Below are 23806 nucleotides of genomic sequence, written 5' to 3'. Positions count from 1 at the left end.
AAAAATGCCAAGCCACAAAGCGGTTATGATGCGTTAAACGCAGGACCATTCTACTTCCGTCGCAGATGTTCGTCCAATCTGGGCATTATTTCCACGAAATTGCAGGGGCGGTGGCGATAATCGAACTGTTTCTCCAAAATCGCATCCCACGCGTCTTTACACGCGCCCGGGCTGCCCGGCAGCGCAAACAGATAGGTTCCGCCCGCCACACCGCCTGTGGCGCGGGACTGCACGGCAGAAGTACCTATCTTTTCCATAGACACGATGGTGAACACGGTGCCAAACGCCTCGATCTCTTTTTCATAAACATCCCGATGTGCCTCGACTGTAACATCGCGACCCGTCAGACCTGTGCCGCCGGTCGAGATCACAACGTCGATCTCAGGATCAGCGATCCAAGCACGCAATTGTTTTGCTATCTCAGCGCGCTCATCTTGTATAATCCTGCGATCCGCCACTGAGTGGCCCGCTTTTTCGATCCGATCCACCAACGTCTGGCCCGAGCGATCCTCGTCCAGAGACCGCGTGTCAGAAACAGTCAGGACAGCGATCCGGACGGGAATGAACTTCTTGCTTTCGTCAATGCGGGACATGCGGTGTCAGGCCCTTTCCATAATAGCAAGCCGGAGGGCCAAAGCGGTGAAGATCCCCCCTGACACCCAACCTAGAATACGCGAGGCACGCGGGTTGCCGATTAGCATCCGACCTGCGCCGCCAGCGAAAATGCCGACCAGCCCATTCACAACAAACCCGCCGACACCAAGAATTGCGCCATAGATCAGGAACTGCGCCAATACCGAACCCTTCCCTGGATCGATAAATTGCGGGATGAAAGCGAGCACGAACAGAATGACTTTGGGGTTGGTCAGGTTGACTAGCATCCCGTCCCGAAACGCGTAACGGGTGGGTCTGTTCGGTGCGTCAGCGGCGACTGCACCATTCCTGATCGCACCCCATGCGAGATAAAGCAGATAACCCACCCCGACCCAGCGGATCACATCGAACAGCCACGGCAGGGTAGCGACCGCCGCTCCAAGGCCGAGACCGGCAATCAGAACGTGCACCATACCGCCTGCAGAGACCCCGGCACTTGCGGCAATCGCAGGGCGCGGACCTGCGCGCAAGCCTTGACCAAAACAGAACATCATATCCGCGCCGGGTGTGAAATTCAGCGCCAGCGCTGCCGGGATAAAAGCCAGCAGCGTTACCGTGTCGATCATAAACTCACCTCGAACCAATGCACTTTGGGCCCCAGATTGGCTATCTGTGTACGGCCGATGGTGCCTCGGTAACCCCAGCTGTCATGGATATGCCCGCAAAAGACGAATTTGGGCTGAAGCCGTTCGACTGCGTCTCGAACGGCGACTGAGCCAACCGATTGGCCTTGCGAGGTAGTATCGCCATGCCCTTTGGGTGGAGAATGCACGATCAGGATATCTGTGGCCTCGCACCGATCCAGCAGTTCTGCGGCCTCAGGCTCGGTCAGGTCGCAGGACCAATCGCCAAAAGGCGTGACCGGCACGCCATAGCCCAGCCCAAACAGGCGCAGACCATCAAGTGTCATGCCTGTCCCGTGCAGAACATGCACACCATCAGGCGCGGCTTCTGTCAGTTCCTCGGCGCTTTCCGCATTGCCCGGCACCAGAACCAGCGGAGCCGCAATGCCCGAAAGCATCTGCATCGCTTCATTCAATCCCCGTCGCGCATTGCAAAAGTCTCCGGCCCCAATGACCAGATCAGCCTCGGCACTGGCGGCCACCAAGTCGGAGGCGCGGTTGCGCGCCATGTGCAGGTCAGAGAACGCCAGCACCCTCATGCCCCGCCCCTCAGCCGCGCTTGCAGGTCCAGCAGATCGGCCCAGGCCTGTCGCTTCATCTGCGGTTGACGCAGCAGGTAGGCCGGGTGAAACATCGGGATGACGGGCAGGTTCAGCGCCTGATCCCATTTCCCTCGCAGCCGCGTGATACCGCGTTTGCCCAGCACGGCCTGACAGCTGATATTGCCCATCACCACCAGCACCTCGGGTTTGGCCAAGGTCACATGCTGTTCCAGAAACGGCTTCATCATGCCTATTTCTTCTGGCTTGGGATCGCGGTTTTGCGGAGGGCGCCACGGCAGCACGTTGGTAATGTAGACATTCTCGCGTCGATCCAGACCAATCGCGGCCAGCATCCGGTCCAGCAATTGCCCAGCGCGCCCGACAAAGGGCTTGCCTTCGCGATCCTCATCACGGCCTGGCGCTTCGCCGATGATCATTACCCGTGCGCCGGGGGTGCCGTCGGCAAACACTAACTGCCGCGCGCCGCGTTTGAGGTCGCAAAGATCAAACGCCTCCATCGCCGCACGCAAATCGACGAGCGATCCGGCGGTCTTTGCCGCCTGTTTCGCAACAGCTGCGGCATCGACGGGTTCAGGCTTTTTCGCAGGTTCAGCCGCAGAGGGTTTCTTCGCCTTGGACGCTTTGTCCGGCAACGCATAGCGATCCACCGGCGCATCGCCGATCGCCTCGGTTGCGCCCAGCTCGATCTGCCATTCCAGCAGCGCCCGCGCGGTATGATGGTCCAAGCCCGATTCCATAACCCTCAATCTAACCAGCTTTTGACCGAGGGAAAGCGAATAGACCTTGCCAAGGCACAGGGTCGCACTGACCATGGCGGGGTCATGCTGTCATTTCTACGGTTCCTTCTGATTGCTCTATTGCTGGCAACCTCTGGCAGTTTGGCGAGTGCGCAGCTGTTTGACCGGAATACTCAATGCCGCCCCGGACATTTGCAATGCGGGCGCGGTTGCTGCCCCGCAGGCCAGCGCTGCAGCTTTGATGGCCGCTGCATCCCGCCGGGGCACACCTATTGTGGAGGCGGACGCACCTGCGGCCCGTTCGAGCGCTGCGTGGCAGGAGGAACGCGTTGCGCCCCTGCGGGGGTGAACAAGTGCACCTCGCGTCTGGATTGCCCAGGTGGCAGCTTCTGCAACGGGCGCGGGGAATGCGAGCGCAGCAGACCAGATTTGGTCCCAGCTCCATCCACAACCTGCGCGGATGGCCGGTCCTGCGGAGCGGGCTCTTCCTGCTTGCCGGGCGGCGGATGCTCACGCCCCGGCTGGTTTCTGTGTGAGGAAACCGGTTCGCAATGCCGGCCCGGCTTTAAATGCTCGGCTCATCAGGGCTGCGTGCCGATCAAGGCTATCGATTGCGGCTATGGCAAGTGGTGCAAACCTGGCGAACAATGCCTGCCCGAAGGTGGATGCGAGAAACTGCCCGAAGGGTCGGAACCTTAGGTTGCCTTGGTCTGCATGGCTTCCTATAAGCGGTCCGATTGTCAGACAGGAGCCCGCCCATGCGTTTCGCCCATCGTCACCTTCTTGGCATCGAGCATCTGTCGCAATCCGATATCACTGCTATCCTTGATCTGGCCGAAACCTATGTCGATCTGAACCGGCAATCGACTAAGCACTCGGACGTGCTGTCGGGCCTGACACAGATCAACATGTTCTTTGAAAACTCAACCCGCACGCAGGCCAGTTTTGAACTGGCGGGCAAGCGGTTGGGGGCCGATGTGATGAACATGGCGATGCAGGCCAGTTCGATCAAAAAGGGCGAGACACTGATCGATACGGCGATGACGTTGAACGCGATGCATCCCGATCTGCTTGTAGTACGGCATCCTCATTCCGGCGCGGTTGACCTGCTGGCGCAGAAGGTAAACTGCGCCGTGCTGAACGCGGGCGACGGGCGGCATGAGCACCCGACGCAAGCCTTGCTGGACGCGCTGACCATCCGCCGGGCCAAGGGCCGTCTGCACCGGCTCAACATCGCGATCTGCGGAGACGTGGCGCATTCACGCGTCGCGCGCTCGAACCTGATCCTGCTGGGCAAGATGGAAAACCGCATCCGCCTGATCGGCCCGCCGACGCTTGTGCCATCTCAGTTCGCCGAATTCGGGGCCGAGGTCTATGACGATATGAATGAGGGTCTGAAAGACGTCGACGTTGTGATGATGCTGCGTCTTCAGAAGGAACGGATGGACGGCGGTTTCATCCCCTCGGAACGCGAATATTATCACCGCTACGGTTTGAATGCTGAAAAGCTGGCGCTGGCCAAGCCGGACGCCATCGTGATGCACCCCGGTCCAATGAACCGCGGGGTCGAGATCGACGGCACTCTGGCCGATGACATCAACCGGTCCGTCATTCAGGAACAGGTCGAGATGGGCGTTGCCGTCCGCATGGCCGCCATGGACCTGCTGTCGCGCAACGTGCGAGAAGCCGCATGAACGATCTGATCATCGCCCCCCATGAGCGCGGCGTGATCCGCCTGTTCTCGCTGGATATGCGCCCGGAAGAGGTGAAATTCCTGCGCGAACCGGGGGCTGTTGATCAGGTACTTGGTGTCGAAGGGCTGGACCGCGCACAGATCGACATTTTTCCGGTATCCGACCTCGAAGACCTTGGGCTTTATGGCTATCTCAGCGAAGGCTGCGGTGTCTCGGTAGACCAGTTAGACCGCACGAAATTGGAGGCCATCGAAGGCTGGGTGATGGTCCTGCGCAGCGCGGCTTTCGGCGATCGATCAGTAACCCTTTCACCCGATCCACGCCTGCATCTGATTGGCCTGTTCACGGAAGAGGCCACGAACTGGACCGGCGACGTGTTCGAGACGGAAAGCGCAAAGCCATACTCGGCCCCGCAAAGCCCGCCAGCGGATACCAAACCAAGCCGCATCGGATCGGCGGTCATTGCCTTGCTGATTCTGATCGCCATCGGAGGTACCTTGTGGCTGATCCTGTGACATTCTCCTCGGACAAGGGCGTTTATGTCCGCACCAATGCATGGCTCGCCGCCTTTGCAATGGCGGCCGCGATGGTCGTGCTATGGTTGATCGGCAATCCCTACGTCTGGACCGGCGCGCCCGCCGGGTTGGCTGCCATCGGGATCCGCGCGTGGTATTTGGCCTCGGAAGAACTGGTCGCCACGTGGGAAATGACAGACTCCACACTCACCGGGCCCGGTTCGCGCAAGGTGGCGCTGAACCAGATTCAGGCGGTCAACACGATTGGCAGCTTTGTCCAGATCGTCACCAAAGGCGGCGACAAACACCTTATCAAATACCAGGCGGACCCCGCCGCCACCAAAGCCGCAATCGAAAGGGCCATGGCATGAGCAATCTGATTTTCACCAATGCCCGCCTGATCAACCCCGAAGCGGACACAGATAGCATCGGCTGGCTGAAGGTTGCCGACGGTAGGATCGCGGCGCTTGGTGAAGGCGCGGCCCCAGACGCTGACACGCAGGTGGTCGATTGCGGTGGGCAATGCCTTGCCCCCGGCATTGTCGACATTGGCGTCAAGGTGTGCGAGCCCGGTGAACGGCACAAGGAAAGCTATAAATCTGCAGGTCTTGCAGCAGCCGCAGGGGGTGTGACAACCATCGTCACGCGCCCTGATACCCTACCTGCCGTCGACACACCCGAGACGCTGGAGTTTGCCACCCGCCGCGCGCAAGCGGACGCTCCGGTCAACGTCCTGCCGATGGCCGCCCTGACCAAAGGACGCGAAGGGCGTGAGATGACCGAGATCGGGTTCCTGCAGGACGCAGGCGCCGTGGCGTTTACCGATTGCGATCATGTCGTGACCAACACCAAGGTGTTTTCTCGTGCTCTGACTTACACTAAATCCTGCGGCGCACTGGTCCTTGCGCATCCGCAGGAGCCGGGGCTCAGCGCTGGGGCTGCAGCCACCAGCGGCATGTTCGCCGCTCTGCGAGGCTTGCCCGCCGTATCGCCTATGGCTGAGCGGATGGGACTGGATCGTGACATCGCCTTGCTTGAAATGACCGGAGCCGCCTATCACGCCGATCAGATCACCACGGCCCGCGCCCTGCCCGCACTGAAACGCGCCAAGCGCAACGGGCTGGACATCACGGCAGGCACTTCGATCCACCATTTGACACTGAACGAATTGGACGTGTCCGATTATCGCACCTTCTTCAAAATCAAGCCCCCACTGCGATCCGAAGATGACCGGCAAGCCGTGATCGAAGCAGTGCGAACCGGTCTGATAGACACGATCAGCTCCATGCACACCCCGCAGGATGAGGAAAGCAAGCGCCTGCCGTTTGAAGAGGCGGCCTCGGGCGCGGTGGCGCTGGAAACGCTGCTGCCTGCAGCGCTGCGCCTATACCATTCCGAACAGCTGGACTTGCCGACCCTGTTCCGCGCCATGGCCCTGAACCCGGCCAAACGGCTGAGCTTGGAGAGTGGTCGCCTGTCCCAAGGCGCGCCCGCTGATCTGGTCCTGTTCGACCCGGATGTTCCCTTTGTTCTGGACCGCTTTACGCTGAAATCGAAATCGCAGAACACACCGTTTGACGGCCAGCGGATGCAGGGTAAGGTCACCGCAACCTATGTCGCTGGACAAGAAGTGTACCGGAGAGCCTGATGCCCTTGATCGATAGCACAATAACTCAGCTCATCCTGTGGGCCGCGTTAGGATACCTGCTTGGGTCAATCCCGTTTGGCATGATCGTCGCGCGCGTGATGGGTCTGGGAAACCTGCGGCAAATCGGGTCGGGCAATATCGGGGCAACCAACGTCCTGCGCACCGGGAACAAGGCGGCGGCGGCGCTGACGTTGCTGTTTGATGCAGCCAAAGGTGCCGTTGCCGTTCTGCTTGCACGGGCATTGGCCGGAGAAGACGCCGCGCAAATCGCAGCGCTTGCCGCATTTCTTGGTCATTGCTTCCCGGTCTGGCTGGGCTTCAAAGGCGGCAAAGGCGTAGCAACCTTTCTGGGCCTTTGGCTCGCGCTTGACTGGCGCGTGGGTGTCGCCTGTTGTTTGACATGGCTGGTTGCAGTGCTGATCTGGCGTATTTCATCTGTTGGGGCGCTGGCCGCCGCCGCTCTGTCCACAACTTGGATTATGGTTTTGACAGATGGCAGTACGTTTTTCCTCGGGATTGCTTTGACCTTACTGGTCTACTGGCGGCACAGCGCCAACCTCGCGCGTATCAAGGCAGGAACCGAGCCAAAAATCGGAAAATCGTGACGGCGTCCAGCGCTTTCCTGAAGGCGATCGATGATCTGCCCATCGGCACATTCACGGGGGCCGCTGGCCCGCGCAGATATTTGGTTTCGCATCAGATCATGGCAGGTGGGAAATCACACAAGCTCGTGGCCTATCAACTGGGCGGACCGGACTATATCAGCTTAAACCTTTATCTCACCCGCAAGAGCGGTGCGCTGCTGCGCCCCTGTGAGATGCCCGCTGAGAAAGTGGTTGCCTTTGTTCTGGCGCTCGTGCCTGACGTGCAGGAATGAACAACAGGTCTTTGTGACCGCACAATCACAATTGATTGCTTTGAACGTGAACAGGCCATTCCCCAACTGGGATTTTGTGACGACCAATTACCGGCGTCGCGACAATCAAATCCGGTTCGCCCGGGCAAAATTACCGTGCTCTTAAGCGAGCCTATTCACGAAAGGTGAAGTCATGAACAAGTTCAAATCCATAATCAGCGGTGTCGCGCTGTCTGTTGCCATTGCAAGCTCGGCCATGGCCGCAGGTGTTGAAATCAACGCAAGCTCAACCGGATTGGCAATGCAGGGCTATGACCCGGTTGCCTACTTCACCGTTGGTGAAGCCACCAAAGGCGACTACCGCATTTCCACCCTGCACAACGACGCGCTGTACCGTTTCGCGTCGGAAGAAAACAAAGCCGCCTTTGAAGCCAACCCTGAGGCATACCTGCCCGCTTACGGTGGCTACTGCGCGTTTGGCACCGCAATGGGCTTCAAATTCGATGGTGACCCGAACTACTGGAAAATCGTCGACAACAAGCTGTACCTGAACCTGTCTCAGGACATTCAGGAGCGTTGGGAAGGCGACATTCCGGGCTTTGTTGAGCAAGCCAGCGCAAACTGGGAAGACATCGCCGACAAAGACCCGGCTGAACTGCAGCAATAATTCGCTGACAAGACCTTTGTATATCGGCGGCAGATCGTATCTGCCGCCGATCTTCGTTTGAAGGCGCCGTGCCGCGACCTATTTAGAATCAAGGACAAGCGCCCAGATCAAATGGGCCCGCGCCGGGGACACCGGCTAGCCACCAGGATGGTTCGGAATAGACAAAGCATCACTGATCCGGCTTTTGGGCTGGTTCGTAGTGCTAGGCAAAAGGCTGCCAGCCGATTACCGGTCAGCAGATTTCGAGCGAAAGGAAACAGAAGATGACGGGTAAACTTGCACTTTTCACCTCTGTCATGACGCTAGCGGCGGGTTCAGCGATGGCACAATCCTCGGGCAGCTGGACCGGCTTTTACGGCGGTGCACAGATCGGCTATGCGGATATCGACACCAACATCTCGGGCGTAGACGGGGATGGTGCGATTGGCGGTATCATCCTTGGATATGACTATGATCTGGGCGACTGGGTAGTTGGCGGTGGCTTTGACTATGACTGGAGCGACATCGACCTGAGCAGCGCCGCCACAGTCGAGAAGGTCTGGCGCATCAAAGCACGCGCTGGCTACAAGGTGAACCCACAGGGTCTGCTGTATGGTACCGCTGGTTATGCCGACGCGGACACAAACAATCTAGGCAGCGACAATGGCTGGTTTATTGGTGCTGGCTATGAACAGATCGTCGCCCCCAACATCAGCGTAGGCGGCGAACTTTTGTATCATGAGTTTGATGATTTCAATTCCTCGGGCGTCGATGTTGATGCCACGACGCTCCAGTTGCGTGTCGCGTACCGGTTCTAGACAAATGTACGGGTCCGGCAGTCATTGCCGGGCCTCTCCTGTTAGGGCACCAAGATTGTACTGCCGGTGGTCTGACGCGCTTCCAACGCGCGATGTGCATCGGCAACCTGATCCAGCGGAAACTGCTGATCGACGTGGATCTTAACCTCGCGCCCGTCCACTTTGCCAAACAGACGCCGCGCCATTGCCTGACAAGTAGCGTGATCCGAGATATGGGTGAACAGGGTTGGGCGGGTGATCTTCAAAGATCCCCGCTGCGCCAACATTCCCAGATCGACAGGTGGCACTGGCCCCGACGCGTTTCCGAATGAAATCATCATGCCCAAGGGTTTCAGGCAATCCAGCGATCCCTCAAACGTGTCCGCGCCGATGGAGTCCATCACCACATCGACCCCTTTGCCGCCGGTGATCTCAGCGACACGTTCGACAAAGTTCTCGGTTCGGTAGTTGATGCAATGCGACGCGCCGTTGAACTGCGCCAGGCTGCATTTTTCATCCGTTCCCGCTGTTCCGATCAGTTTGATGCCTTCGGATTTGGCCCATTGGCAGGCGATCAGACCAACCCCGCCTGCAGCGGCGTGAAACAAAACGGTGTCCCCGCGCCGCAAAGGCGTTGTGCGGTGAAACAGGTATTCGACCGTCATGCCCTTCAGCATCATCGCCGCTGCGGTGCGGAATGAGATACTCTCGGGCAGCGGACATACCTGTGCGGCAGGCATCACGCGCGCTTCGCAATAAGCCCCGGACGGGCCAGCGGCATAGGCCGCGCGTTGGCCATTGGAAAGGTGCGTGACACCTTCGCCCACAGCCTCAATCACACCGGCTGCCTCCATCCCTAATGCGTGAGGCAATTCAAGCGGATAGAGACCGGTGCGCTGATAAACATCAATGAAATTCAATCCGCAGGCATGGTGGCGAATGCGTATTTCTCCCGGCCCCGGATCCCCGAGCGGACGATCCTCTATCCGCAGGGCCTCCGGCCCGCCGTGTTCGTGAATGACGACAGTGCGCGCTGTTTGCTGCATGATACCCTCCGTTGCCTGTTGAAACAAAGCTAACATGCCTGTTCGACAGGGCAATCTTTGTTATCCCTCAAGCATGTTCGGGCAAGATTTTGCAATATGTGCTATAATGCGGATGGACGTTGTAAATGGGCAGACGTTGCCGGCTGATCCGGTCACACGAATTTGCCGTACCGGATGCATCCCGCGGCGCCCCCACGCCAGAGAAGGGGATGAACATGGACAAGACAATCGGTAACCCAATTACCTGGGTCGCCCGTAATCTGCGGGCGACCAGCGATCATGTGTGGGAATCAGTATCCGAAATCGGCAGCGCGGATGTCCGCACCCTGCCAACAGTGCACACGCTGACACTGCAGGATCTGCGCGAATGCCTCAAAGCCGGATATAACGATTTTCTCGAAACTCGGGCCGATGCGATCTTTATCGTTCTGATCTACCCGATCGCAGGCCTTCTGATGTTCGGTATTGGGCTCAACAAAGTCATGGTGCCTTTGCTGGCCCCGCTCGTCATGGGCTTTGCCCTGATCGGGCCTGTCGCCGCGGTTGGGCTTTATGAGATCAGTCGCAAGCGGGAACAGGGCGGAGACGTACATTGGCTGGATGCGTTTGGCGTGTTCCGCTCGCCTTCCTTCGGCGCGATATTGGCACTGGGCTTTTATCTGGTCATGCTGTTGTTGATCTGGCTGATGGTAGCGCAAGGAATCTACGCGCAGACACTTGGGCCAGAGGCCCCAGCCTCGGCAACAGCCTTTATCACCGAGGTATTCACCACCGGAGCTGGCTGGAGCATGATCATCATCGGCACCGCCATCGGCTTCCTGTTCGCACTGGTCGCGTTGGCGCTGAGCGTGGTCAGCTTTCCATTATTGCTTGATCGCAAAGTGGGCGTTCCAGTGGCCGTGGTGACCTCGGTTCGGGTCTTGCGTCAAAACCCGGGCGTGATCCTGACTTGGGGTGCGATAGTGGCGACGCTTCTGATATTGGGCGCCATGCCGATTCTGCTGGGCTTGATCGTAGTGATGCCCATTCTGGGTCACGCCACTTGGCATCTGTATCGCCGGGCGGTCGCCTGACCGTACTGTGCAGCTTAACCAGCGACCTTGAGTACGATCTTGCCGATGTGGCCCGATCCTTCCATCCGCGCATGCGCGGCGGCGGCATCAGCCAGATCGAATTCGGAATCCATCACAGGCGCAATCTTCCCGGCCTCAAGCAAAGGCCAGACGGCTTCACGCAAGTCTTGCGCAATGCGCGCCTTCGCCAGATCGCTTTGCGGACGCAGAGTACTGCCGGTCAGGGTCAGACGCTTCACCATCATCAGTGCAAAGTTCAGTTCGACCACCGGACCTTGCAGGAATGCGATTTGAACCAAACGACCATCTTCGGCCAACGCTTTGACGTTGCGCGGGATGTAATCGCCGCCGACCATGTCGAGGATCAGGTTCGCCCCGCCTTCGGCGCGCATCGCAGCCACGAAGTCTTCGTCGCGATAATTGATCGCCTTCTCAGCCCCCAATTCGACACAAGCCGCACATTTCTCAGCCGATCCGGCCGTGGCAAAAACCCGAGCGCCAAATGCATTGGCCAACTGAATCGCGGTCGTGCCAATCCCGCTTGAACCACCATGGACCAGAAAACGTTCCCCCGCTTTCAGGCCACCCCGCGTAAATACATTGGACCAGACGGTAAAGAAGGTCTCGGGCAGGCAGGCGGCCTCTTTCATTCCCATGCCTGCAGGTAAAGGCAAGCAATGCGCGGCGGGTGTGGCGACATATTCGGCATAGCCGCCGCCGGGCAACAAGGCGCAAACCTGATCGCCCACGGCCAGACCTTCGACACCTGAACCGATGGCGACGACCTCGCCCGAGGTTTCCAGCCCTGGCAGATCGCTCGCGCCGGGAGGTGGATCATACGCCCCCGCCCGTTGCAGCGCATCAGGACGGTTCACCCCGGCATAGGCTACTTTCAGAACCACCTGACCCTCCGCCGGTTCCGGTATCGGGCGTTCGGTCAATTGCAGAACGTCCGGGCCACCCGCTTCGGTAATCTCAACAGCGCGCATCGTCTGGGTCATGGGCATATCTCCTTTGCCTCTTGCCTAGCAGTCAGTAGCGCAGAGGCCCAGCAACAAGTGGAAACGTTGCGACTATTTCCCAGATGACAGCGAACCGGGCAAGTTGTCTGACATCTTCACCGGAGCCTTCACCTGACCCGCAAGCCAGTTGGGCACAGCCAGAAACGGCTTCAGCAGCGGATTGTCATTCACCTGCGCCTTGAGCTTTTCGAACTGCATCACGCCCTCGATCCGGCGATCGAGGAATTCCCATGTCGCCTGATAATCCGGACTGTCATCGCCCAGCCAATACAACAGTGTTGAAGAATAGACGCCCGACAGAGTGGCACGTTTAGTATACCAGTTCACGTCATCCGAAGTATCGCCAAGCACTGTCCAGATCTGGTCACAGGTGCCCCAAACCGCCTTGGCCCCATCTGCGGCATAGATCGGCAACGCGAACAGAGTCACACCCCGGCGCACGGCCTCTTTGTCTTCGACTGCCTGTAAACGAAAGCGGACAGCAGCGGCGATCTTATCACGAAACTTCAGCCCGCTTAGATCCTCAGTATTGATACGATCCAGCATTGCCGCATCACCGCGCGCATGGAAGGCCAGTGCCAGATCGACAGCGCCGCGCGGGCAGATGGCGCGGGCCAGTCCGGCATCCAGACCGCAATCGGAAATCGCTGCGCGAAAGCTTGTTTCCGACCAACCGTCAAAAGGCACATGGTCGAGAATCGCGTTCAGAAGCTGTTCTTTGGTATCTTCATAGGTAGCGGTCATTTCGGCTCTCCGAGGCTGCGGGTCCAGTACTAGACAAGTTAGGCGCGCTTTGCTATACGGCCACCTCCTGCAATTTCCTTGCAACTCTATCTAGAAAGGTGGTGACAACCACATGCAGGTTAGTGTTCGCGACAATAACGTCGATCAGGCGCTTCGTGCCCTGAAGAAAAAGCTGCAGCGCGAAGGCGTGTTCCGTGAAATGAAGCTGAAGCAACATTTCGAGAAACCGTCCGAGAAAAAAGCGCGCGAGAAAGCTGAAGCGATCCGCCGTGCCCGTAAACTGGCACGTAAGAAAGCACAGCGCGAAGGTTTGCTCTAAGAGCCTACCGCGACTCGTCCAGCTTTGGATGACACTATTTGACGACCCCCGAGGCCCCGCCCGGGGGTTTGTCGTTTTTTAGGGCGGATATTCTCGCCCATTCCCGGCTTTACCCTCGCGGCAACCTGCCGATTTTGATGCAATCGCCTATGTCGGCATTTTACAGCGCAGCGAATCGCCGCTCGGTTGCATTCTGCCGCCGAAAATCGCCCGCCCCCGTACCTACCCTGTTCAGCGTTCTTTGATCGTCTGTAAGTGAGGCCGTCCACTCAGACATAACCAATAACGGAGGCACTGATGTCGACAGCAAGTACGGTTGAGCGCGAAATGCTGGCGCTGATCAACCAAGAGCGCACATCCCGCGGTCTTGATCCCCTGGAACCTGAACGCAACTTGAATGAATCATCCGAGGACCACAGCACCTGGATGCTGGACACCGACCGGTTCAGCCACACCGGGCAGGGCGGCTCATCTGCAACTCAACGGATGCAAGCCGCAGGATTTGACCTGTCCGGCAACTGGCGCACCGGAGAAAACATCGCCTGGCAATCCGAGCGCGGCGCACCAGGCATCAGCGATGATGTCGCGCAATTGCACCAGAACCTTATGAACAGCCCCGGCCACCGAGCCAACATTCTGAACCCCGAATTTAAGTATATCGGCATCGGGATCGAAGAAGGCGACATGCAGGGGTTCGATGCAGTCATGGTGACGCAGAACTTTGCTGCGACACAAGGCGAGGTCGATCTTGATAACGGCGGCACCACCCCACCAGTGGCCCCACCGGCCGAAGAGGTTGTTGAGCCGGAGGAAGAAGAGGTTACCACTCCTACCGAACCTGAAGTGCCGGATACCGACGTCACCGAGACTGACGAACCGGTTGACGAAACACCGGTTGCGGAAGTTCCGGAAACCGAGGAACCGGCTGAGGAGACCCCGGACGAGGACGTTACTGAAACCGAAGAACCAACGGACGAAACTCCGGACACTGACGTCACTGAGACCGACGACCCAGTCGAGGAGACACCGGAAACTGATGTCACCGAAACTGAAGAGCCGGAAACGCCTGATACCGATGTGACTGAAGTTGAAGACCCGGAACCTGAAGTGCCGGATACCGACGTCACCGAGGTCGAAGAGCCAGAATTACCTGAGGTTGTCGTTGACAATGGTGCACCGGGCGCGGACTGCTTTGACGTTCAGGCCTTCCTTGCCGGGATCGAAGCGTTTGTTAACGCGCTGCAGGCCCATTTTGACCAGTTCGATTGGTCTCCGGTGCAGCAGGCCGATACGACACCGGAAGTGGATGATTTCGATCTTGTGTTCGACACCGACGTCGCTGACGACATGATTGAAACCGTAGAAACCACAGTCGAAGACATGAATGACGATATGTGCGGCATGTTTGTATTTGAAATGAACTGCGGATTTGATTGGGGCTAATCAAACCTTTCAGGTGCGGGGGATCACTCTCCCGCACCACATGCCAGCCAAATCAGTAAATCTTTGGCACGTGTAGCTCATCCGGCAGAATACGCCGCTCGTATTCGGGATTATAGCGCCGATCCGGCAAATTGACTTTTTCTTGCGGCACATCCTCGTAGGGGATCTTGGTCAGCAGGTGCTCGATACAATTGAGCCGTTCGCGCTTTTTGTCATTGCCTTCAACGATATACCATGGCGCCTCAGAAATGTTGGTGCGAAAGAACATATCCTCTTTGGCCTTGGTGTATGCCTCCCACCGGATGCGGGATTCAAGATCCATGGGCGACAGCTTCCACTGCTTCATTGGATCGTGAATGCGCATTAGGAATCGCAGTTGCTGTTCTTCGTCTGTGATCGAGAACCAGTACTTAAGCAGAATAATTCCCGACCGCACCAGCATCCGCTCGAATTCGGGAACGTCCTGAAAAAACTGTTCAACCTGATCTTCGTTGGCAAACCCCATCACGCGTTCAACACCTGCTCGGTTGTACCAGGACCGGTCAAAGAACACGATTTCACCCGCTGCGGGCAGATGCGGCACATAACGCTGAAAATACCACTGGCTTTGCTCGCGGCGGCTGGGTGCTGGCAGCGCCACCACGCGTGCAACCCGCGGGTTCAAGCGCTGTGTTATGCGTTTGATCACCCCACCCTTGCCGGCACTGTCGCGGCCTTCGAACAGGATGCAAACCTTGGCCCCGGTATGAACCACCCAATCCTGTACCCTGATAAGTTCGGCCTGAAGACGCAAAAGGTTACGAAAATAGACCTTGCGATCCAGCATATCGGGATGCTGATCCTTGTAGATCTTACGCACCTCGACCGAAAGCATTGGTTCGCTGAATTCGATCTCGAAATCTTCATCCAGCGAATCTTCCAGTTCGGCTTCCAGCCAATCTTTAGGGGTGCTGTCATGTTCGTAAACCAAGGTCTGCTCCTTATCGTCTTCGGGTTCGGACCATACAGGGCCAGTGTAACCATCGGATGTCAGCGCGCATTGCCAATGTTTCACTTATGGTCAGAACTATAGATTTTGAACCGGTCTGACGGCAGATACAAGCGTTCAGGATGAAACGCGGCCATCGGGTGCGGAAGAGTTCAAACTGGCAGGGCCGTCGTTTTGAAAACAGTGCGCAAAGCAAAAGAGCTTTGCATCTGTGCCACGCCCGGCAAGCGAGACAGGTACTGCCGATGTATGCGCGCGAAATCTTCGGTATTTTCAGCAACCACCTTCAGAATATAATCCGCTGTTCCGGCCATCAGATGACATTCTAGTACATCGGGAATTCGGGCTACTGCCTTTTCGAAGGATTCAAGCACCTCTTCCGCTTGTCCCTGCAAAGTAATCTCGACAAACACAGTTGTTGGCACATTCATTTTACGTGCATCGAGCAATGCGACGTAATCTTTGATATAACCTTCTGCCTCAAGCCGTTGAACACGGCGGTGGCACGCCGAGGGTGACAGGTTGGCCTGTTCGGATAGCTCTGAATTAGACATCCGGCCTTTGCGCTGAAGGGCTGCCAGAATCTTTCGATCAGTCGCATCTATCATCATCGGCGCACATCCATTGCGTAGTATTTAACTATCTTCGGATAATTTCCTACAATTCTACCATTTGGCAAGCAGGGTTTCACAAAAATTGCACAGCATAATGCCCATAATTTAGGCAGTTTATGAATGGAGTCTCACATGAAAATCGGCTGCCCCAAGGAAATCAAACCCCAGGAGTTCCGCGTCGGGATGACCCCGAACGCGGCTGGCGAGGCTGTGGCCCGTGGTCACGAAGTCATCATCGAAACCGGTGCCGGGATGGGCTCGGGCTTTGACAATGATGCCTACGTCGCGGCAGGAGCTCGCATCGTCGACACTGCAGAAGAGGTGTTCGCCACCGCCGACATGATCGTCAAGGTCAAGGAACCTCAGGCAGTAGAGCGTAAAATGCTGCGCGAAGGTCAGTTGCTGTTCACCTATCTGCACCTGGCACCCGACCCAGACCAGACCCATGACCTGTTGGCATCCGGTTGTACCGCGATTGCGTATGAAACTGTCACCGACGCGAACGGCGGCCTGCCTCTGCTGGCCCCGATGTCGGAAGTTGCCGGTCGTTTGGCACCGCAAGTCGGGTCCTGGACTTTGCAGAAGGCCAACGGTGGCCGCGGCGTTCTGATGGGCGGCGTTCCGGGTGTTGGCCCTGCAAAGGTAATCGTCATTGGTGGCGGTGTTGTCGGCACTCACGCCGCCAAAATCGCGGCGGGTATGGGCGCAGATGTAACCGTGCTGGACCGCTCGCTGCCGCGCCTGCGTTATCTGGACGATGTGTTCGGCGGAACGTTCAAGAACCAATATTCGACAGCTGGTGCGACAGCCGAGCTGATTCAGGATGCCGATCTGGTTATCGGTGCGGTTTTGATCCCGGGCGCAGCAGCTCCGAAGCTGATCTCGCGCGCACAACTGTCGACCATGAAGCCCGGCGCGGCTCTGGTAGACGTTGCGATTGACCAGGGCGGCTGTTTTGAGACCTCGAAAGCCACTACCCACGCCGATCCGGTTTACGAAGTTGACGGCATCATGCACTACTGCGTCGCCAACATGCCCGGCGCGGTTGCCCGGACCTCTACCATCGCACTGGGCAACGCGACCATGCCGTTCATGCTTTCGCTGGCAAGCAAGGGCTGGAAGCAGGCCTGTAAGGACGACGCACACCTGCTGGCAGGTCTGAACGTCCACGCCGGCAAGCTGACTTACGAAGCGGTAGGTACTGCCCTCAACATCGACTCTGTCGATCCGGCAACTCTGCTGAACTAAGAGTACTCCCGCCTCTGAAAGCGTCCTTTTCCAAAGGACGCTTTACAGACTTGGGCCTGGCGCCGCGCCAAAAGCGCGGCGCTGTTGTTTTCTTGACCAACGGTCGCGCAAAAAAGGCACCGCACTTTGGCGCGGTGCCCGGCCCAACCGGAGGAGGGCAATTCAATGCCCGAGCGACGGGCGGGAGGCTTACGCCTCTTTGTGAATCTCCACTGAATGCGGATACGGGATGGATACGCCCTTGGCGTCAAACGCTTCTTTGATCGCTTTGGTAAGTTCGAACTTCACATCCCAATAGTCAGCCGCCGCACACCACAGGCGCGCTGTCAGATCAACTGAGCTGTCTCCAAGGTTTGTCACGCGCACCCAAGGCTCAGGATCAGCCATGATACGACTGTCGGCCTTGGCCACATCCAGAATGATGTTCATCGCCTCATCCGCGCTGTCGCCATAGTCGATGCCGAACACCAGATCGACTCGGCGCGTGTCATGGGCGGAGTAGTTTGTGATCACCGAACCCCAAGCCTGACCGTTTGGCACGATGATCTGTACGTTATCAGGCGTCACCAGCTCAGTCGTGAACAGGTTCAGGTCTTTCACCGTACCTGCAGTGCCACCAATATCGACATACTGGCCCAACTTATAAGGCCGGAACACGACCAGCATCACGCCTGCGGCTAAATCACTGAGTGTTCCCTGCAGCGCCAAACCGATGGCCAAGGATGCGGCACCCAGAATGGCCACGATGCTGGTCGCCTCGATACCGAAGATGCCCAGCACGGCGACAAAGACTATCGCCAGCAGCACCCATTTCACCAAGCTCGCAACAAAATTCCCCAAAGTCGGGTCGATATGCGGTGTCGCGTTGATCCGCCGCCGCACCAGACCACTTATGGCTCCGGCGACGATCCAACCCAATACCAGAACGATCAGCGCTTTGATCGCGCTCATGATCAGCGGACCAAATGCGCCCACCTGTGTTACGACGTCTTCCACGTGCTTCTCCTTTGCACCAACAGCAAACCCGCGCTGTTGGCGCGGGATCACTGAAAGTTTGGGACATATTTACGCTCAGGTCTAGGTGCAGGATTTCCGAGTTTTCCCCCTGCTGTTCCCCAGCAAACAGTCACTGTCCGGTCCTGCACACTCAAACACCTGACAATCTGCGCTCATGCCACCACATTGAGACCTATAACTCGCAGGAGCATATCATGCTGGACACCACCTCATTCCCGATCATGGCCAAATGGCCACCGCAATTTCCTGATCGCATCCAACTTTATTCCTTTGCAACGCCCAACGGGGTCAAAGCGTCGATCATGCTGGAGGAAACCGGACTGCCCTACGAGGCACATCTGGTTACGCTGGCAGATGCGGATGTCAAAAGTCCCGAATTTCTGTCGCTAAATCCCAATAACAAGATCCCGGCTCTCATTGATCCGAACGGGCCCGATGGGGTCCCGATGGGGCTTTTCGAAAGCGGAGCGATCCTGCTGTATCTGGGCGAGAAAAGCGGCATGCTGCTGGGGCAGAGCAAGGCGGACAAACATTTAGTCACCCAATGGCTGATGTTCCAGATGGGCGGCGTTGGGCCGATGTTCGGTCAGTTGGGGTATTTCCACAAGTTCGCTGGCAGCGAGATCGAAGACCCCCGTCCCCGCGAACGCTATGTGAACGAGGGCAAACGCTTGTTGAACGTCCTGGAAACACAGCTGAACGGCCAGGATTGGATCGCCGGAGACTATTCGATCGCGGACATAGCCATCGCACCCTGGCTACGTGGTCTCGACTATTATGGCGTCAAAGAGGTCCTCGGTTGGGACAACTACAGCAATGTAGTGGCCTATCTCGACCGTTTTCTGGAAAGGCCTGCAGTTCAGAAGGGCCTGACCATCCCGCCCCGAGATTAACTTGAACCACAGGGCGGCGGCACCAAAGTGCCGCACGCCCTTAGGCCCTTCAGCCTGGCAATCGGCCTGTCTCCACGTAACGCAAAATCTCGACAACCTGCGCGGGCTCTTCCGCCACCGCCAGCGCGGCCGCGTCCACCTCTTTCAAAGCGTGTTGATGATCGGGTCCGTGTAACACGATGATCGATTTGCCCAAGGCCGCCGCATAACCGGCATCAAAGGCTGCATTCCACTGCTTGTATTTGTCCCCGAAGCGTACAACGACCACATCAGCGTCTGAAATCCCCTTGCGGGTTCGGATCGCGTTCACCATCGCACCCTTGTGGTCATGCCAATACTTATTTGGCTCTGCCCCCAAAATCGCGACGCCACAATCATCCGACGCATCATGATCTGTCACTGGGCTACTAAACTCTATGTCCAGCCCCTCGGCACCTGCGATAATCTGTTCCCGCCAATCCGTGTGAATCTCACCCGAAAGATAAACTTTTAACATGACCTATTCCTCCCACAAAAAAGGGGCGCGCCCGCCCCTTCGTGATATCATATATGTCCCACCCTGGGTGGAAACATCCTCAGCCGCGCAGCACGCCACCAGTCGCTTTCGCCACTTTCTCAACGATCTTTGCACTGACCGCTTCGATGTCCTTTTCCTTGAGGGTCGAGTCAGATGGCTGCAGCCGTACGGTAATGGCCAGAGATTTCTTCCCTTCACCAAGGCTACCCCCGATGAATTCGTCAAATACCCGAACGCCTTCAATCAGTGCCTTGTCAGCCCCTGCAGCTGCATTAACCAGCGTTAACGCCTCGATATTGGCATCAACGACAAACGCAAAATCACGCTCAACCGCCTGCAGGTCACGCAGTTCCAAGGCGGAACGGGTTGCTCCGGATTTACGCGGCATCGGAACCTGATCCGGCCAAATGGTGAACGCCATTGCCGGACCCTTGATGTCCATGGCCTGCAAGACGCGAGGGTGCAACTCACCAAAGACACCCAGAACCTTTTTCGGGCCAAGGCAAATCTTGCCGTGACGACCCGGGTGCCACCAGGCATCGCCACCACGCAGAATTTGTACCTTAGCTGGCGCGCCAATTGCGGCCAGCACCGCCTCGGCGTCAGCCTTCGCATCAAACAGGTCAACCGGGCGGGACGCACCGTGCACATCCTTGGGGCCGCTGCGCCCAACCAACAGACCGGTGATTTGCGTCTGCTGATCCCCCGGCTCGCCATCGTGGAACACCGGACCGACCTCGAACAGAGCCAGATCTGCGTAACCCCGCGCCTGATTACGCGCCGCCGCCTGCAGCAGACCAGGCAGCAGATCAGGGCGCATATGGCTCATCTCGGACGAGATTGGGTTTTCCAGCATGGTTGCAGCGTCGCCACCGCCAAACAGCGCAGCCGAGGCCTGATCTATGAAGGTGTAGGATACACATTCATTATACCCCAGTGCGGCACAAGTCCGTCGCGCCATCGACTGGCGGCGCTGCGTCGGCGTCATGACCGGTTTGGGGATACCCGCCGTGGTGCGTGGCAGAGGAATACCCTGCAGCTTGGTCAGTGAAGCAATCCGCGCGACCTCTTCCACCAGATCAGCTTCCCCCATGATGTCTGGTCGCCAGCTGGGCACGTGCGCCATCTCTCCATCCAGACGGAAGCCCAAACGGGTCAGGGTTTGCCGCTGCTCGCTTTCCGGGATTTCCATCCCGACCAGAGACTGCACTCGCGCCGCATCCAGCTTGTAGGCCCGCGCGTGGTTCGGCGCATTGCCCGCCTCAACCACGTTCGAGGCTTCACCGCCGCAGATATCCAGGATCATCTGCGTCGCGTGCTCCAACCCTTCGCGGGTGTATTCCGGGTCGACCCCACGTTCGAAGCGATAGCGCGCATCCGAATTGATTTTCAGCGCACGGCCCGTCAGGGCGATCTGCACATGATCCCAGAACGCGCTTTCAAGGAAGACGTTCACCGTCTCCTCGGTGCAGCCGGTTTCCTCACCGCCCATGATACCGGCGATTGATTCCGGGCCTTTGTCGTCCGAAATCACCATCATGCCGGGCTGTAGTGTGTATTCCTTCTCATCCAGAGCAACCAACTTCTCGCCACCGTTGGCACGGTGAACGCGTAGGTTACCCTGCACCTTGTCGGCATCGAATACGTGCAGCGGGCGGTTGTGATCGAAGGTCATATAGTTGGTGATATCCACCAGAGCCGAGATCGGACGCAGACCAATCGCCTTTAGCTGATCCTGCAGCCATTGCGGGCTAGGACCGTTCTTAACACCCTTGATAAGCCGACCGGTGAAATGCGGTGCGCCGTCCAGCGTATCCTCGTCGATCGACACCTTGATCGGGCTTTCGAAATCACCCGGCACCGGCACATAGTCGCGCACCTTCAGCGTGCCCAAGCCACGCGCAGCCAGATCGCGCGCAATCCCCTCAACACCCAGCGCATCCGGGCGGTTTGGCGTGATCGCAATCTCGATCATCGGGTCAACCTTCGACGGCTCGTTCTCGGCCAGCCAGTCGATAAACTTGTCACCGACCTCGCCCGAAGGCAGCTCGATAATTCCCTCATGCTCGTCCGACAGCTCCAGCTCGCGTTCGGACGCCATCATGCCAAAGCTCTCAACACCTCGAATCTTGCCAACGCTGATGGTGATATCCAGACCGGGGATATACATGCCCGGCTTACACACGACGACGGTGATGCCTTCGCGCGCGTTGGGTGCGCCACAGATGATCTGCAGGTCGCCCTCGTCGGTCTCAACCGTACAAACTCGAAGCTTGTCGGCGTCGGGGTGTTTCTCTGCATGTTTCACATGGCCCAGCGTAAAGCCCGCAAGGCGGTCCGCCGGGTTGACGATCTCTTCGACCTCAAGCCCGAGGTCGGTCAGCGCCTCGGCAATCTCATCCACCGAAGCGTCAGTATCGAGGTGGTCTTTCAACCAGGAAAGAGTGAATTTCATCGGTCGTCATCCGCCAGTAAATCTCGGGTCAGACCGCATGTAGCGGATATTGTACACAGGGGAAAGAGGCCGTTGGCCTAGTCTTCGGCAACCGTGTTCGAAACAGCGTCCGACCCGGCAAATACAGCCAGAATACGCGCGATCCCGCTACCCGTATTCACCCCGGCATGGGTCGAACGGAAGGCTTCGACAAAGGCATCCCCGGTTCTGTAGACACGCGTACCAGCGTCGCCATAGTCAACGGTGATCTCGCCCTCAAGAACATAGGCCGCCAACGGTGCATCATGACGGTGATCGCCTGTCTGCTGTCCCGGTTGCATGGTGACGATCGCCATAGTGATTTTAGCCTGCCCTGCCGGATATTCCAGTGGCTCGCCGATGATCGAGGTATCGGTCTGCAACAGCAATTCAACCGGCGGGTATGTGTCCTTTGCCTGAACGGAAGTGGCGGCAAGGATCAGTGCGCCCAGCAGAAGCGGTTTCACGGGTCATCTCCTGTTTAGTTGTGCGGGCAAGTGATCGCGCTGCGGCAGCGAAGTCAACGGTTATGGATAAGTTGGCGTTCGGCCCAAAAGCTCGTCCAACTGCCAGCCGATCCAGCCGTGAGGAATGAAATGCCCGCCCGGATGCGTATCCAGCGTGACCTGCCCCTGCGCGCAATCGGTCCACTCTATCCGGCTGAGCGTCAGAAACGGCTTCACGCTCCAATCCCCGCGCGGAGTGGCGCCGTTGCAGTCGAACTTGGCCTTCCACAGCGCCACCGGATAGGTCGTATCCCCGTCTGGCCCAAGCGGGAAATCCATCACGGTGTCATCAAGCCCATGCACATGGCGCACCTCGCGCGGGGCTTCCGGGCAGTCCTCGGTCTGGCGAATTGATCCCGCAACGGCCAGCAGTGCCGCGATGTCATTGCCCGACTGGCACACAAAGCGCCACGCCATTGCACCGCCATAGGAATAACCCGAGACATAGATGCGTTCAGGATCAATGGGATAGTGCTTGGCAACATCCTCTAACACCCGATCAGCGAACGGCACGTCTGCGGTATCAGCGGTCCAGAAATTCCAGCTTTTGCCCAGCCCGTTCGGAGCCACCAGCAGCACATCGCGCAGCTTGGTTGCCCCGGCGATGCGTTCATGGTTCACCACCACATCGCCCTGCCGCGCCCAGCCATGGAAATGCAACAGCACTGGCAGAGGCGTTTCGCCATCCCAGCCATCGGGTTCCAGCACATGGTATGAGCGGTCGCCGATCTCACAGGCGGTATCGCCGTGGCAGTCAGATTTCCACGGGCCCATCGCAAAGGCCGGAGTCGCGGTCAGCAGAAGAAAAAGCAGTCGATAGATCATAAGCCGGAGCCTAGCGACGTCTGCCGCACTGTCACATAACATATTGGTGTAGGGTGGGGTTTCACCCCACCAACCGGCCCACGGTGGGGTGAAACCCCACCCTACAACGGATCAAATCACAAAGCCGCACTATCGCCAGACCGCGGGATGGCGATCAAAGGGTTGTGGTGGGCACTTTATGCCAGCCAAATCCGCGAAACACTCAAACGGAGCGCTAACGGAGACAAATCGCCAGTCCGTGCGGGCGGTCTGGCGGTAGCGCGGCGGCCTATCGGCCTTTGCTCCGCACTTACTTCTTGAATCGATCAATGAGTTTCTTGGTTTTCCACAACTGAGATTGTTGAT

At 58.0% G+C, this 23806-nt stretch carries 28 protein-coding genes; 14 read left to right on the top strand and 14 right to left on the bottom strand.

Going from position 1 to position 23806, the window contains the following annotated elements:
- Positions 1 to 50 precede the first annotated feature (50 nt).
- From moaB to ACR0KN_RS08200, 4 genes are read right to left on the bottom strand one after another with little or no spacing between them, the layout of a single operon-like run.
- Positions 51 to 593 (bottom strand): molybdenum cofactor biosynthesis protein B, encoded by a 543-nt coding sequence (gene moaB, locus ACR0KN_RS08215; protein WP_010443618.1) that lies wholly within the window; start codon positions 591 to 593, stop codon positions 51 to 53.
- A gap of 6 nt (positions 594 to 599) precedes the next feature.
- Entirely contained in the window at positions 600 to 1220 is a 621-nt protein-coding gene (locus ACR0KN_RS08210; RefSeq protein ID WP_170781276.1) for a LysE family translocator, read from the bottom strand.
- A complete protein-coding gene (locus ACR0KN_RS08205) occupies positions 1217 to 1816 on the bottom strand; it encodes a metallophosphoesterase (RefSeq protein WP_170544743.1) in 600 nt (199 codons plus the stop codon). Before ACR0KN_RS08205 ends, ACR0KN_RS08210 begins: the two co-directional genes overlap by 4 nt.
- A complete protein-coding gene (locus ACR0KN_RS08200; protein ID WP_480652719.1) occupies positions 1813 to 2577 on the bottom strand; it encodes a uracil-DNA glycosylase in 765 nt (254 codons plus the stop codon). Before ACR0KN_RS08200 ends, ACR0KN_RS08205 begins: the two co-directional genes overlap by 4 nt.
- A gap of 160 nt (positions 2578 to 2737) precedes the next feature.
- Here ACR0KN_RS08200 and ACR0KN_RS08195 point away from each other — a divergent pair, with 160 nt between their 5' ends.
- The 9 genes from ACR0KN_RS08195 to ACR0KN_RS08155 all read left to right on the top strand — a co-directional run bounded on the left by ACR0KN_RS08195 (position 2738) and on the right by ACR0KN_RS08155 (position 8754).
- Positions 2738 to 2926, top strand: coding sequence for a hypothetical protein (locus tag ACR0KN_RS08195; protein ID WP_480652717.1), 189 nt, complete (start codon positions 2738 to 2740; stop codon positions 2924 to 2926).
- 409 nt (positions 2927 to 3335) lie between these two features.
- Positions 3336 to 4271, top strand: coding sequence for an aspartate carbamoyltransferase catalytic subunit (locus ACR0KN_RS08190; RefSeq protein WP_480652715.1), 936 nt, complete (start codon positions 3336 to 3338; stop codon positions 4269 to 4271).
- Positions 4268 to 4786, top strand: a complete 519-nt coding sequence (locus ACR0KN_RS08185) for a hypothetical protein (protein WP_480652713.1) — start codon at positions 4268 to 4270, stop codon at positions 4784 to 4786. The genes ACR0KN_RS08190 and ACR0KN_RS08185 overlap by 4 nt, the downstream gene beginning before the upstream one ends.
- Complete coding sequence (locus ACR0KN_RS08180) at positions 4771 to 5157, top strand: hypothetical protein (protein ID WP_480652711.1); 387 nt, start codon at positions 4771 to 4773, stop codon at positions 5155 to 5157. Before ACR0KN_RS08185 ends, ACR0KN_RS08180 begins: the two co-directional genes overlap by 16 nt.
- Positions 5154 to 6434, top strand: a complete 1281-nt coding sequence (gene pyrC, locus ACR0KN_RS08175) for a dihydroorotase (RefSeq protein WP_480652709.1) — start codon at positions 5154 to 5156, stop codon at positions 6432 to 6434. The genes ACR0KN_RS08180 and pyrC overlap by 4 nt, the downstream gene beginning before the upstream one ends.
- Positions 6434 to 7039, top strand: a complete 606-nt coding sequence (gene plsY, locus ACR0KN_RS08170; protein ID WP_480652707.1) for a glycerol-3-phosphate 1-O-acyltransferase PlsY — start codon at positions 6434 to 6436, stop codon at positions 7037 to 7039. Before pyrC ends, plsY begins: the two co-directional genes overlap by 1 nt.
- Complete coding sequence (locus ACR0KN_RS08165; RefSeq protein ID WP_170544754.1) at positions 7036 to 7311, top strand: hypothetical protein; 276 nt, start codon at positions 7036 to 7038, stop codon at positions 7309 to 7311. The genes plsY and ACR0KN_RS08165 overlap by 4 nt, the downstream gene beginning before the upstream one ends.
- A 172-nt stretch (positions 7312 to 7483) precedes the next feature.
- Positions 7484 to 7957, top strand: coding sequence for a YHS domain-containing (seleno)protein (locus ACR0KN_RS08160; protein WP_010443607.1), 474 nt, complete (start codon positions 7484 to 7486; stop codon positions 7955 to 7957).
- 263 nt (positions 7958 to 8220) lie between these two features.
- A complete protein-coding gene (locus tag ACR0KN_RS08155; RefSeq protein ID WP_480652705.1) occupies positions 8221 to 8754 on the top strand; it encodes an outer membrane protein in 534 nt (177 codons plus the stop codon).
- 41 nt (positions 8755 to 8795) lie between these two features.
- Here the strand turns inward: ACR0KN_RS08155 and ACR0KN_RS08150 are convergent, their stop codons facing one another.
- A complete protein-coding gene (locus ACR0KN_RS08150; protein WP_480652703.1) occupies positions 8796 to 9779 on the bottom strand; it encodes a quinone oxidoreductase family protein in 984 nt (327 codons plus the stop codon).
- A gap of 215 nt (positions 9780 to 9994) precedes the next feature.
- Here ACR0KN_RS08150 and ACR0KN_RS08145 point away from each other — a divergent pair, with 215 nt between their 5' ends.
- On the top strand, positions 9995 to 10852 hold the full coding sequence (locus tag ACR0KN_RS08145; protein WP_480652971.1) for a DUF2189 domain-containing protein: 858 nt from the start codon (positions 9995 to 9997) through the stop codon (positions 10850 to 10852).
- Between the two features lie 14 nt (positions 10853 to 10866).
- On the opposite strand, the gene ACR0KN_RS08140 is transcribed toward ACR0KN_RS08145, so the two are convergent.
- Positions 10867 to 11853, bottom strand: coding sequence for an NAD(P)H-quinone oxidoreductase (locus ACR0KN_RS08140; RefSeq protein WP_480652701.1), 987 nt, complete (start codon positions 11851 to 11853; stop codon positions 10867 to 10869).
- Positions 11854 to 11925: 72 nt separating this feature from the next.
- The gene (locus tag ACR0KN_RS08135) at positions 11926 to 12618 is read right to left on the bottom strand and encodes a COQ9 family protein (RefSeq protein ID WP_480652699.1); all 693 of its coding nucleotides are present in this window, start codon (positions 12616 to 12618) and stop codon (positions 11926 to 11928) included.
- A gap of 112 nt (positions 12619 to 12730) precedes the next feature.
- Here ACR0KN_RS08135 and rpsU point away from each other — a divergent pair, with 112 nt between their 5' ends.
- A complete protein-coding gene (rpsU, locus tag ACR0KN_RS08130; RefSeq protein ID WP_005614280.1) occupies positions 12731 to 12937 on the top strand; it encodes a 30S ribosomal protein S21 in 207 nt (68 codons plus the stop codon).
- A gap of 297 nt (positions 12938 to 13234) precedes the next feature.
- Positions 13235 to 14380: a CAP domain-containing protein gene (locus ACR0KN_RS08125; protein WP_480652697.1), complete on the top strand. Its 1146-nt coding sequence runs from the start codon at positions 13235 to 13237 to the stop codon at positions 14378 to 14380.
- Positions 14381 to 14432: 52 nt separating this feature from the next.
- Here ACR0KN_RS08125 and ppk2 read toward each other — a convergent pair whose 3' ends face one another.
- Together ppk2 and ACR0KN_RS08115 are read right to left on the bottom strand one after the other, a co-directional pair.
- Complete coding sequence (ppk2, locus tag ACR0KN_RS08120) at positions 14433 to 15350, bottom strand: polyphosphate kinase 2 (RefSeq protein ID WP_029622264.1); 918 nt, start codon at positions 15348 to 15350, stop codon at positions 14433 to 14435.
- A 170-nt stretch (positions 15351 to 15520) separates the two neighbouring features.
- Positions 15521 to 15979: an Lrp/AsnC family transcriptional regulator gene (locus ACR0KN_RS08115; RefSeq protein WP_010443599.1), complete on the bottom strand. Its 459-nt coding sequence runs from the start codon at positions 15977 to 15979 to the stop codon at positions 15521 to 15523.
- Between the two features lie 135 nt (positions 15980 to 16114).
- Between ACR0KN_RS08115 and ald the strand changes: the two genes are divergently transcribed.
- Positions 16115 to 17230: an alanine dehydrogenase gene (ald, locus tag ACR0KN_RS08110; protein ID WP_480652695.1), complete on the top strand. Its 1116-nt coding sequence runs from the start codon at positions 16115 to 16117 to the stop codon at positions 17228 to 17230.
- 189 nt (positions 17231 to 17419) lie between these two features.
- Here ald and ACR0KN_RS08105 read toward each other — a convergent pair whose 3' ends face one another.
- Complete coding sequence (locus ACR0KN_RS08105; protein WP_170589946.1) at positions 17420 to 18226, bottom strand: mechanosensitive ion channel domain-containing protein; 807 nt, start codon at positions 18224 to 18226, stop codon at positions 17420 to 17422.
- Between the two features lie 215 nt (positions 18227 to 18441).
- Here ACR0KN_RS08105 and ACR0KN_RS08100 point away from each other — a divergent pair, with 215 nt between their 5' ends.
- Positions 18442 to 19140: a glutathione S-transferase family protein gene (locus ACR0KN_RS08100; RefSeq protein ID WP_480617816.1), complete on the top strand. Its 699-nt coding sequence runs from the start codon at positions 18442 to 18444 to the stop codon at positions 19138 to 19140.
- 49 nt (positions 19141 to 19189) lie between these two features.
- On the opposite strand, the gene ACR0KN_RS08095 is transcribed toward ACR0KN_RS08100, so the two are convergent.
- The 4 genes from ACR0KN_RS08095 to ACR0KN_RS08080 all read right to left on the bottom strand — a co-directional run bounded on the left by ACR0KN_RS08095 (position 19190) and on the right by ACR0KN_RS08080 (position 23461).
- Entirely contained in the window at positions 19190 to 19636 is a 447-nt protein-coding gene (locus tag ACR0KN_RS08095; RefSeq protein ID WP_170781289.1) for a YtoQ family protein, read from the bottom strand.
- 79 nt (positions 19637 to 19715) lie between these two features.
- Positions 19716 to 22112, bottom strand: coding sequence for a phenylalanine--tRNA ligase subunit beta (gene pheT, locus ACR0KN_RS08090; protein WP_480652692.1), 2397 nt, complete (start codon positions 22110 to 22112; stop codon positions 19716 to 19718).
- A 77-nt stretch (positions 22113 to 22189) separates the two neighbouring features.
- Positions 22190 to 22597 carry a cupin domain-containing protein gene (locus tag ACR0KN_RS08085; RefSeq protein WP_480652690.1) on the bottom strand — a complete coding sequence of 136 codons (408 nt, stop codon included), beginning with the start codon at positions 22595 to 22597 and terminating at the stop codon, positions 22190 to 22192.
- A 60-nt stretch (positions 22598 to 22657) separates the two neighbouring features.
- The gene (locus ACR0KN_RS08080; RefSeq protein ID WP_480652689.1) at positions 22658 to 23461 is read right to left on the bottom strand and encodes a CE1 family esterase; all 804 of its coding nucleotides are present in this window, start codon (positions 23459 to 23461) and stop codon (positions 22658 to 22660) included.
- Positions 23462 to 23806 lie beyond the last annotated feature (345 nt).

The organism is Ruegeria sp. AP7 (genome assembly GCF_056539905.1).
The sequence above is the reverse complement of the archived record's forward strand: the minus strand, read 5'-3'. Positions and strand labels throughout refer to the sequence as shown.